Source organism: Candidatus Amarobacter glycogenicus (assembly GCF_016704105.1).
Classification (GTDB): Bacteria; Chloroflexota; Dehalococcoidia; order Tepidiformales; family Tepidiformaceae; genus Amarobacter; species Amarobacter glycogenicus.
Genome location: NZ_JADJAT010000012.1, coordinates 1 through 10,125 on the forward strand (window position 1 = coordinate 1; position 10,125 = coordinate 10,125).

The window sequence follows — 10,125 nt, forward strand, 5'->3', positions numbered from 1 at the left end:
CCGCCGCTCGTCGTGAGCGTGGTATCCACGCCCTGCGTGCCAACGCCGATACCGATGGCATCGGCGCTTTCGTTGGTGTCCAGCCCGCCAACGCTATTCTCGCTGATTTGGACGCCGTCCTCATTGAAAACAACGATGCCCACCCGGCGAATGCGGTCGGTCGTCGTCGCCGACAGGTCATTTTGGGTAATCACCGTGCCGAGGTTGGGATTGGCTGCGCTGGCGCCCGCCGAGTAGATGCCGTAGATCGCGCGCTTGACCGAGCAGTTCTCGACGCGGTTGCCGTCGTTGTCGGTTCCAACGGATCCCGGTGTGTTGCCGCCCAGCGCGATACCTATTAGCGTCGTCGTCGGGTCCTGCCCCAGCACGTTGACGTTCTTGATGGTATTGTTCTGGGCGCCGTTGGTCCCGGATTGGACCGAGATCACGGCTGCCGACGTGCCAACATTGGTGTTCTGAATGGTCAACTCTCGCAAGGCGGGATTGCCGCCAGCGTCTCCGGCGACCGTGGCCCCCGTCCAGCCGTCGATCCTCACACCGTCCGCACCGTTGAGCTTGATCAACGCGCCGGTGTTGCTGCCTGTGATAGTGCGCGATGCGCCGCTGGGTTTGATTAGGACCGTGTACCCGCCGGCGATTTCATTCAAGGCGTGGGTTCCAAGCTCTCCGGTCAGGTCCGAGATGATATTGATCGTGATATTGCCAGTCGCACCTGCCAGGTTGATTGCCTCGAAGATACCACCGGTATTGGTCAGCGACGGATACGTTCCGCCCGAGCCCACCGTGTAGGCGCCACTGAACGGCGGTGGGACGTCGCCGATTGTCAATATGGCGGTGCTGGGTGCTGTCAACGTCGCGCCACCTGTTGGATTTAACAGAGCAAGGTTGACTGTTTCGAGTGGATCAACGACTGCATCTGAGCAGAGGGTTACGTTGAAGGTCTGACTAGTGACGGTATCGCCGAAACTTAGAGTGCCGGATGCGGGAACGTAGTCATCTGTGCCGCACGTTCCGCCCGTGGCCGTTCCATTGCTTGAGGCATAGTCAACCGTGACCGTTCCGGACGAACCACTGACTCTCTGCACTGTGATCGTCGCCGTTGTACCTTCATTTCCACTGTAGGTTGCGGAACTGAATCTCAGTTGACCGGGCAGAGCATAAAACTCATCCGCGCCGATGTCTGGAGACGCACCATTCGGACGGGCTTCGTTGTCAATATCGTCCGCAATGCCCGCGATGGTTACGGCGACATCGATGTTCGGCGATGCACCGTTGATGTGCAGATCCGACGTGACAGAGTTATAGTTGGGATTGGCTTGAATCGACGCGGCATCTTGCGGAACCGTATACGCTGTCTGCCAGTTGGCGAGCGTGGCGAACTGCGTCGTCAGGGTGTTGCCGGAGGTGCTGCCCAAACCGCCCGTCTGAAGCTGCGTATTCAAGGGGTTGATGTAGTAATTGTTGTTGTTCTCAGCGCCTGTGCCGAAGCTGTAGGCCGCCGAATTTCCGCTGATGGCGTAGTAACGCACGGCTACCGTGCTTGACGAGCTCAAGTCCATGTAGACGCTGTTGTTCTCAAGCGTCAAATTCGCATGCGTTGCGCCGCTTGCGTTAGCGATACGAATTCCGCTGCCGAAGTTCGTCGTGGCAGACGCGCTCGGGTTGGGATCGACGTCCCCAGTCATGGAGATGGAATTGAAAACGACCGTGTCGGTATGTCCGCCCGCAATCCCCAATCCAACGGCGTTGTCGCCACCAGTCCCGTTGGCCTTGACATTGTAGATGAAGTTGTTGGCGACCAGATTGTTGGTGGCCGAGCCGCCGCCGGTGGTGCCCAGCAGCAGGCCAACAGCAGAGAAAGTTCTTTCCTCTACGACATCGTGAATGATGTTCTTTGTCACCACGTATGTGTTTGAGGTTAGAGTCGAGGGACTCGATGCTCCATGACTCTTGTCCGATGCCGATTCCCACGCGGTCGGCGCCGCCGGTCGTGTTGGCATAATCGCCGCCGACGAACTGAACGGTGTTGCCCGAGACGGCGGCGCCCTGGTCGGCCTGCATGAAGATGCCGACCTTGCCAATCTGGTCCGCTCCGAAGGAGGTCGGGCCGATGATGTTGTCGGTTACGATCGTGTTGAGCGTCAGGTTGGTTGTCGTTCCTCGCGTGACAATGCCATATCGCGCTCGGATAATGCGATTGGCAATGAAACTGTTGTTGTCATTGTCGTCGCTATTGCTGGTAGTGCTGATCGAAGTGTTGTTGCTGGCCAGGATGATCCCGAAAGTCGAGCTGGTGCTGGTGTTCTGCGTCGCGCCGCCAGCGATTTCGAGGTTGCGAATGACGTTGTTGGTCGCACCAGCGCCAACGCCGGTGCTGGTCAGCCAGATAGCCGCGGTCGAAGCGGACGTATTGGAATTGGAGACCGTGAGATTTCGGCCTGCGCCTGCAATGCGCCCGTCGATGGTGACGTTATCCGCGCCGGTTAGCTTGATGATCGCGCCGACGATGCTGCCCGTGATCACCCTGGGACCGCCGCTTGGCGCAATCGTTACCGAGGTATACGATGCGGCGCCAACACCGCTGGCATTCAACGACGCAGTCGCCGTTTCGGTGGTGTCGCCAATGACGTCCAGTTGAATGGCGCCAGTCAGCGTGCCGGCGTTGATGTCATCGAACGCCGCCTTGAGGGTGGCATAGTCGCCGCCGCCGCCGATCGTCTTGGGGACGGGGGCGCGGCTGCCGGCGCGGCAACGCCGGCTTGAGAGGGGTTGAGGCTGTTGTGCGCCAGCGCCGGCGTGACCAGCACAGCCAGCAGGCTAAGCAGGAGAAGAATGGACAGGGCGTGCCCCAAAGGGCGAGATGGACGACGGGTTGACATGGAACAATCCTCCGATGCAGGGGATACGATTTTTCTGACGAACAATGACGGCTTGGGTCTGTGGAGGACCCTGGGCGCCGGCCGGAATCGGCGCCGGACACAAATCAACAAAGCAGGGCAACGGTCAACTGACGATCAGCCGGGTCGGACAGGCGTGAAACGTAGCCGCCAACGCGGAAGATGGCGTATCCGAAAAACGACGGCGTAAAGGGAGTCATGCGGTCTGCCTGAAGATGCTGTCATTTTAGCAGAAGTTGACCCAATCGGCAAACGCGCTGATCTGCGGGGGCGGGCGGGCGTCGCTTTTTTTCAACTTGCAAAAAGCAAGAAACCGCCAAGACGTGAAGATCGCCAAGTCCTATCCAGGTTTCTTTGCGGTCTTTGCGCCGTGGCGGTTCCGTTTTTCTGTTCGGTTCCAGCCTGGTCGGATCAGGGAATGCGCAGCTTCTGGCCGGGGCGAATGATGCGCGGGTTCTTGATGATATCCTTGTTGGCCTCGAAAATCTCAGGCCAGCGGTTGCCGTTGCCATAGAAGTGCGCGGCGATCTTGTACAGGCTGTCGCCGGCCACCACGACGTGCGTCCGCTCGCTGCCGCCGAGGACGCCGCGTGTGCCCACCACCGGTTGAGGTTCAGCGCCGAGCGCCTCACGAGCTTGCGCGGCGGCTTCAGCCTTCGCTTTGGTCTCTGCTTCGGCTTTTGCTGCTGCCTCTGCCGCAGCCTGCACACGGGCGGTGATTTCGGCCTCCATACGCGCCTTGGCCGCGGCCGCAGCCTGTGCGCGGGTGACGGCCTCGGCTTCCTGTTGGACGCGGGCCGCGATCTCGGCCTCCATGCGGGCCTTCGCTGCCTTGGCCGCGGCCGCCGCCTGAGCCTTGGCCTCCCCTTCCGTAGCCGCCTCTTCTTCGTGCCGGCGTGCTTCCATCTCAGCTTGCATCTCAGCCGCCGCGCGTGCGGCCGTTGCGCGATCCGCGGCTGCCTTTTCCGATGTGGCCCCCGCGGACTTGGCATCCTGCAGCGCCTTTTCCGCCACGGCCAGCGCCTCGTCGTCCAACTTGGACTGCTGCACCATGCCCCACAGTTGGGTAATCATCAGTGGCCCCGCCATGATCGAACCGAGTCCGCCGCTCTGCTGGCCGAAGACGCCAATCCCCGCGCTGATCTCGGTGCCATCGCCCTTTGGCTCCAGCTCCACGTTCAGGGCTGTCTTGGTGCCCATGACCACCTTGAAGGTGTCGGCCTTGCTGACGCTGACATGCCAACCCTTGTCCGTGCGCTGGCTCTTCACCTCGAAGCCCTTGGCTTGAAAATGGCTGGCGACCGCCTGGGCCACCGGCGCCAGGTCCGTCATCTGGACGGGAACTGTCTTCTGCGATTGAAAAACTCCCATAGTATTCTTTTCTCCTGGTCATTGACCGATATACTGTGCCACTCAGATGCACGACTACTGACGAAGATCGGATGAGGCCGGCGCGCGATGGTTTGAGGAAGTAGCTGACCTGCGGGGCATCCGGTACACCCCAGTGGGCGTACAGCATCATCATACGCCGGTCGTTTGGATTTGTCAAAGTGATTGGATTCATTCCGTAACCGGGTGTGTTCTTTACGGTTGGGCCGTTCGTGGGTATAATGAATAGTAGATCATCGAAATCGTACACGGATCGAAAGGAGCGACGAAAGCGTGATTGATCCACTGGCAGCATTGCGCCCGGGCGCGCACAGCGCGGTGTTCACCTGCATGGGCGTCACCGCCCAGGACCGCGTGTTCATTCTCACCGATCGCGCCCGCGCCGCCATCGCTGAAGCGCTGGCCGAAGCAGCGCGTTCGGCCGGTGCGGTTGTGCGCATCGTGCAGTTGGAAGACTACGCCCCGCGGCCCATTGTGGCCGTGCCGGTGGCCCTGCATCAAGATCTGGTGACCTTTGCGCCCAGCGTGACCTTCTATGCAGCCACCGGCCAGAAGGGCGAGATCACCTTCCGCATCGGCCTGCGCGTCTTCCTGGTACACGACCTGCACGTGCGCCATGCCCATATGATCGGCATCACCGAGCAGCTCATGACCCAGGGTATGACCGCAGACTACCATCAGATTGCCCGCCTGACCGAGCAGGTCTACGACCTGGCACGCCAGGCCCATGAGATTCACGTCACCTCGCCGGCCGGCACCGACCTGACCGCGCGTTTCGATCCGGCGCTGCGTTGGGTGCCCTGCACGGGAATCTATCATCAGGGCGGGACAATGGGGCAATCTGCTCGAAGGGAAACCTTCACCTGCCCGGCGACAGCCGAGGGCGTGGTGGCGGCCAGCGTTTTGGGCGATTACTTCAGCGAGAAATACGGCGTGCTGCCGACGCCGATCTTCTTTCACATCAGCGCCGGCGAGATCAGCCGCGTGACAGGCGCCAACCAGGCGCTGGTGGATGAAGTCACCGCCTATCTCTCTTCGGCCGAAAACGGACGGCGCATGGGCGAATTTGCCATCGGCACCAACATCGGCCTCAACGGGTTGACCGGCAATCTGCTGCAGGACGAAAAGCTGCCGGGCATTCACGTCGCATTTGGTGATTCGTATCCGCACGAAACCGGCGCGACCTGGTCGGCCAGCATTCATGTGGATGTCATCCCCACGTCGTGTACCATCGAACTGGATGGGCGCACGATCATGGTAGATGGGAAGTTTACACTGTAAATCTCACCAGCGCAACTGGTGAGAACGAAATGCACAAGAAAGTGACGAAGGAAATCACGTATGTTTCGACATGTGGCTCTTTTCAAATTCAAGTCGCACGCACCGGAGTTCGCGTGCGGGCAGTTGGTGGCTGATTTGGCCGCGCTGCCCAACCAAGTGCCTGAGATTGTCAACTGGTCCACAGGCTGCAATGAACTGAACATTGACCTGGCCTACGACATGGCCGTGGTCGGCGACTTTGCCGACAAGGACGCGCTCCTGCGCTACTTCAAACATCCCGCGGTACAAGCGTTGCTCCAGAGGATCGAAGAGCCGTGCGCCAGCCGCTTTCGGTGGACTGCGCCCCTGATCCCGATCATGACGATTCCTGCCGTGGATTGGCTGGCCCGCCGGCTAGCCTGACGCCTGACCGTGTGGCCCTGGTTGATACCCTGCACCAGGAACGCCCCATCATCACCTATCGCGCCTGGAACGCGCAGGCCAATCGCACCGCGGCATTTCTGCGGGATGCGCTGGGCGTGCAGCCCGGCGATCGTGTGGCGATGCTGGCCCTGAACTGCGTGGAGTACCTGGACCTCTGGTTTGCCCTGGGCAAGCTGGGCGCGGTGCTGCAAAATCTCAACTGGCGCCTGACCCTAGGCCGAGCCGCGGAGGATTGTCCAGGACGCCGCGCCGGCGGTGTTCATCTACGGCCCGGAGTTCCGCGACGTGGTCGCCGACCTGCGCGGTCTGGCGCCCAGCGTGCGCCATTGGGTGGCCCTGGGACAGCCCGACCGGCCAGGCGATCAGTCCTTCAGCCAGCGCGAGGCGTGCAGCGGCGCCGATCTCCCCGAAGCCGGTTTTGACTGGGAACAGCCCTGGGTCATCTGCTACACGGGCGGCACCACGGGCCTGCCCAAAGGCGCCATCTTGACCCATCGCGCGATCACCGCCAACGCCGTCAACACGGTGGTTAGTTGGGGGCTGACGGCCGACGATGTTGCCATTCTGAATGCACCGCTATTTCACACCGGCGGACTGAATGCTCTTCACCGCACCGCTGGTGTACATCGGCGGTGCGTCCATCGTCCGCCAGGGCTTCGACGCCGGTCAGGTGTTCGACCTGGTGGCTGAGGGCGCGGGCGGAGTTGCGGCCACCCTGTTTTTCGGCGTGCCCACCATGTTCAACGCCCTGCAGCAGCATCCGCGGTGGCCCACCGCCGATTTTAGCCGTCTCAAGTTGGTCATCAGCGGAGGCGCGCCCTGCCCCCTACCCGTGTTCGGAGCGCTTTTGGTAAAGGGGTGGATTTCAAGTCCGGCTACGGCCTGACCGAGGAGGCCCGAACACCTTCTGGTGCCCGGCGGACAGCGGCGCAAGCCCGGCAGGGTTTTCCGCTCTTTCATGGTGCAGGCCGCTGATCCGGCCGGACGGTCAGCCCTGCTGACAAAGCAGCCAGGCGAGCTGCTCATCCGCGGCCCGCACCTGTGCGCGGGTTATTGGAACAATCCGGCTGCCAGCGCCGCGGCCATTGACGCCGACGGCTGGCTGCACACCGGTGATCTGGCAATCTGTGGTGAAGAAGGCTAATACCGATCCTTAAACCGCAGCAAGGATTTGATTATCTCCGGCGGTAGGAAACATCTATCCGTCGAGATCGAAAGCGTCGGCCTGCGGACGGCATCCGGCCGTGGCGCGGCCGCGCTCATCGGCGTGCCTGATCCGCACCGCGGGCGAAGTCGGGCGCCTGATCGTTATCTTGGCTGACCAGGATGGCCGCAAGGACGCGGCCGGCGCGTGGAACAGTGAGGAATTTATGACCTATCTGCGCGGCCGTCTTGCGCGCTACACAGTGCCCAAATCGGTGGTGGTGGCGCCCCAACTGCCGCTGACCGGCGCGGGCAGTCAACAAACAGGCGCGCTGCTGGCGTTGTACGGTATGGCTGACCCCGCGGTCGCCGGCCCCGAACGCACGTCAACGAATGGCAGCGTCATCGGAGCATGTTTAGCCTGTTCGATGCGTTTTTGCTGCGCTCGCCTTCGACGGCCCGACCCACACACGCGAAGCCCGAGCTTCGCCATCGGCATGGGGAAGCACTCCACGCGAGTTTTAATTCTGCATGCGTATGCCCCCATTAGCAGTTCAACTCCCCCGTTGGACGATAGGATTGTTCCGGGTTTCTCGACCTGGAACAGGCCGAGGCTACGCGCATCACTGTCCCCGCGTCATCAATGCGCAGCGCACCGGCGTTGTCGTACACCTCTGCCATTGTCGAAGGCCGCGACACGCTGCCAGCCATCGGCGTAACGTAGCCGCCGAACAAGGTCGCGATCTCATCATCATGGCCCGCCGCGGCTTCCCCCCATGGAGCAGGTTCTGCTGGGAAGCGTCAGCGACAACGTGCTGCATCCGACCGATGTACCGATCCTGATCACCCACGCCACAGCCGAAGAACAAGTCCGCATCTGAGGAATGCAAACCCTAATGCAAGGGGTTGAGGCGAGGCTCATCCCCCCATCTCCTCTCCGCCACGCGGAGAGGAGAAGGGCCGGGTTGAGGTGAGGGGGTCGTCTCCACCTTTCTCCTCTCCACCACAGGAGAGGAGAAGGGGCTTGGGGTTGAGGTGAGGTTGTCCCTCTCTTCTGCCAGGGAGAGGACAAGGGGCTCGGGGTTGAGGTGAGAGTTAACCCCCTTTCCTCTCCACCACTTGGAGAGGGAGAAGGGCCAAGGGTTGAAGTGAGGCTCTTAATCTGCATGAGGAAACTATGCTCACTAAATCGCTGTAAACGAAATCACCTTGCACTACGAGAGCGCCGGGCAGGGGCAGCCGCTCCCTCTTCATCACCGGCTGGGGTTATGGCGCCTAGTTCTGGCACAAACTGACGCCCGACCTTAGCCGCCATTATTACAGGCGCCACCTTTGACTCTTGCGGCGTCGGCCAGAGTAGCCGTGGACGGCCTTATTCCACCGCGCTGCTGGCGGCCGACGCACAGGCCTGCTTTCGACGCGCTGGGCATCGAGTCGGCCTACGTGGTTGGCGGGTCATTCGCTGGGCGGGCTTCGCACCGCGCAGGAACTGGCCCTGGCGCGGCCGACCTGGTCAGCAAACTGGTGCTGGCGGCCACCACCAGCGGCGGCCACAACGTCGTGCCCATCACCCCGGGAGGCGCTCGATGCGTCGCTCCATCCAGAGCGGCGACCCGCTGGAGCGTCCCGCCGCCAACATCGCCGTCGCCTGTGCGCCGGGCTTTGCCGGACCCATCCGGACGTCGTCGTCGCCGAACTGCTGGCGTATCGCCTCAGCGGCCGATTGCCCCGGCGCACTACCAGGAGTGAAGCAAGTCATGGCCGGCGCTCAGCACAACGCAGAAGCGCGCCCGGGGACAAATCCTGTCCGGTCAACGTGCCTTTGGCGAACACGACCGGGTGGCGCCGCCGCCACCGCGACGCTGCTGGTCGGTCTCCCCTGCCCGCAGGCCAAATTGCGTTGACTCATTCCCACACTGGGCCACATCTTCCCATCGAAGACCCGGCAGCGACCGTGCAGGCGCTGCTCGATTTTCTTTTGTGTCCAGTTTTGAGGAGTTGACCCATGCCCTACGCAAATCTTGTCTACCGGACGTTGCGTGCCGGAACGTCACGTCACCAATGCCGATGTCACGCCATCCTGGGTCAGGATGTCGGCCCCTGGCTGATCGAGAAGGTTGGGATCGAAGAACGCCATGTCATGGCGCCGGAGCAGGTCACGTCGCACCTGGTGGTGGCCGCGGTACAGCAGGCGCTGGAGCTGCCGGTCTCAACGCCGGGTGACCTCGGATCTCACCATCGTCGCCACCGACACGCCCGACTATTTGAGTCCGGCCACGGCCTCGGTGGTGCAAGGCAAACTCAACGCTACCAACGCCGGCGCCTTTGACGTCAACTGTGCGTGCGCGGTTTGGCGGCGCTCGACATCGGAAGCCGCTAAGCATCGCCACGGACACGCTCCATCGCCACATCCTGGTGGTCGGCGTCTACGGCATGACCCGCTTCCTCGACTGGCATAATGACAAGCAGACTGGCACCCCTTGCCGACGGCGCGGGGCGGTCATCCTGGGGCGGGGAGCAGCCCGGTTTCCTGGGCGGCAAGCTGCTGGCGATGGGTGAATTTCACGAGATGCCTTGGCGTCTACACCGGCGGCACCCCCCGCCCGGCCACGCCTGGAGGTGGTCAACGTTGCGGGCAAGCCGCAGCAGCCTGCGCGCAAATTCCCGGCCACCTTCAACAGCGAGCGCTGGCCGCCGCTGATTCGGCAGGTGACCGCACGCGCCGGCCTGACCGTGGACGACGTCAACTGGTTCTTCTTCACGCAGCTCAACGTCAACACCATCAAGACCGTCATGGCGAACCTGGGACAGCCCTGAGAGCAAGACGCACTGATCTATGGACAAGTGGGGGCTACACCGGCTCGGCCTGCATTCCCGCCGCCCTGGATGACGCCGTGGAGCGCGGCAAAGGCCCACACGCCGGCGACCACGTCATCTTCTTGCGCCACCGGCGGTGGCATGGCAATCGGCTGTGTGCTCTTCCGGTGGATTT

General features: G+C 62.2%; 11 protein-coding genes and 1 pseudogene. 9 read left to right on the plus strand and 3 right to left on the minus strand.

What is annotated here, in order from left to right:
- Positions 1 to 1,901: Calx-beta domain-containing protein (locus IPG14_RS10735; RefSeq protein WP_343391810.1), on the minus strand; the 1,901-nt coding region annotated here is incomplete at its 3' end.
- Between the two features lie 302 nt (positions 1,902 to 2,203).
- On the opposite strand from IPG14_RS10735, the gene IPG14_RS10740 reads away from it, so the two are divergent.
- Positions 2,204 to 2,638, plus strand: a complete 435-nt coding sequence (locus IPG14_RS10740) for a hypothetical protein (RefSeq protein ID WP_343391811.1) — start codon at positions 2,204 to 2,206, stop codon at positions 2,636 to 2,638.
- Positions 2,639 to 3,308: 670 nt separating this feature from the next.
- Here the strand turns inward: IPG14_RS10740 and IPG14_RS10745 are convergent.
- Positions 3,309 to 4,229, minus strand: a complete 921-nt coding sequence (locus IPG14_RS10745) for a LysM peptidoglycan-binding domain-containing protein (protein WP_343391812.1) — start codon at positions 4,227 to 4,229, stop codon at positions 3,309 to 3,311.
- 330 nt (positions 4,230 to 4,559) lie between these two features.
- Between IPG14_RS10745 and IPG14_RS10750 the strand changes: the two genes are divergently transcribed.
- From IPG14_RS10750 to IPG14_RS10775, 6 genes and pseudogenes are all read left to right on the plus strand, one after another.
- Positions 4,560 to 5,567: an aminopeptidase gene (locus IPG14_RS10750; protein ID WP_343391813.1), complete on the plus strand. Its 1,008-nt coding sequence runs from the start codon at positions 4,560 to 4,562 to the stop codon at positions 5,565 to 5,567.
- Positions 5,568 to 5,639: 72 nt separating this feature from the next.
- Complete coding sequence (locus IPG14_RS10755) at positions 5,640 to 5,969, plus strand: Dabb family protein (protein ID WP_343391814.1); 330 nt, start codon at positions 5,640 to 5,642, stop codon at positions 5,967 to 5,969.
- Between the two features lie 11 nt (positions 5,970 to 5,980).
- Positions 5,981 to 6,154, plus strand: a pseudogene (locus IPG14_RS10760) (AMP-binding protein); the annotation flags it as partial.
- Positions 6,155 to 6,245: 91 nt separating this feature from the next.
- A complete protein-coding gene (locus IPG14_RS10765) occupies positions 6,246 to 6,680 on the plus strand; it encodes a class I adenylate-forming enzyme family protein (protein WP_343391815.1) in 435 nt (144 codons plus the stop codon).
- The gene (locus IPG14_RS10770; RefSeq protein ID WP_343391816.1) at positions 6,589 to 6,876 is read left to right on the plus strand and encodes an AMP-binding protein; all 288 of its coding nucleotides are present in this window, start codon (positions 6,589 to 6,591) and stop codon (positions 6,874 to 6,876) included. Before IPG14_RS10765 ends, IPG14_RS10770 begins: the two co-directional genes overlap by 92 nt.
- A 24-nt stretch (positions 6,877 to 6,900) precedes the next feature.
- Positions 6,901 to 7,134 carry a hypothetical protein gene (locus IPG14_RS10775; protein WP_343391817.1) on the plus strand — a complete coding sequence of 78 codons (234 nt, stop codon included), beginning with the start codon at positions 6,901 to 6,903 and terminating at the stop codon, positions 7,132 to 7,134.
- 1,566 nt (positions 7,135 to 8,700) lie between these two features.
- Here the strand turns inward: IPG14_RS10775 and IPG14_RS10780 are convergent.
- Positions 8,701 to 8,892, minus strand: coding sequence for a hypothetical protein (locus IPG14_RS10780; RefSeq protein ID WP_343391818.1), 192 nt, complete (start codon positions 8,890 to 8,892; stop codon positions 8,701 to 8,703).
- A 246-nt stretch (positions 8,893 to 9,138) separates the two neighbouring features.
- On the opposite strand from IPG14_RS10780, the gene IPG14_RS10785 reads away from it, so the two are divergent.
- Positions 9,139 to 9,462 (plus strand): hypothetical protein, encoded by a 324-nt coding sequence (locus IPG14_RS10785; RefSeq protein ID WP_343391819.1) that lies wholly within the window; start codon positions 9,139 to 9,141, stop codon positions 9,460 to 9,462.
- A 290-nt stretch (positions 9,463 to 9,752) separates the two neighbouring features.
- Positions 9,753 to 9,950, plus strand: a complete 198-nt coding sequence (locus IPG14_RS10790; RefSeq protein ID WP_343391820.1) for a hypothetical protein — start codon at positions 9,753 to 9,755, stop codon at positions 9,948 to 9,950.
- The last annotated feature ends 175 nt before the right edge of the window (positions 9,951 to 10,125 follow it).

Excerpts from the sequence above, each read along its gene's own strand:
- IPG14_RS10780 (WP_343391818.1), bottom strand. The coding sequence starts at position 8,892 with ATGACTTGCTTCACTCCTGGTAGTGCGCCGGGGCAATCGGCCGCTGAG.
- IPG14_RS10770 (WP_343391816.1), top strand. The coding sequence starts at position 6,589 with ATGCTCTTCACCGCACCGCTGGTGTACATCGGCGGTGCGTCCATCGTC.
- IPG14_RS10745 (WP_343391812.1), bottom strand. The coding sequence starts at position 4,229 with ATGACGGACCTGGCGCCGGTGGCCCAGGCGGTCGCCAGCCATTTTCAA.
- IPG14_RS10785 (WP_343391819.1), top strand. The coding sequence starts at position 9,139 with ATGCCCTACGCAAATCTTGTCTACCGGACGTTGCGTGCCGGAACGTCA.
- IPG14_RS10740 (WP_343391811.1), top strand. The coding sequence starts at position 2,204 with ATGAAACTGTTGTTGTCATTGTCGTCGCTATTGCTGGTAGTGCTGATC.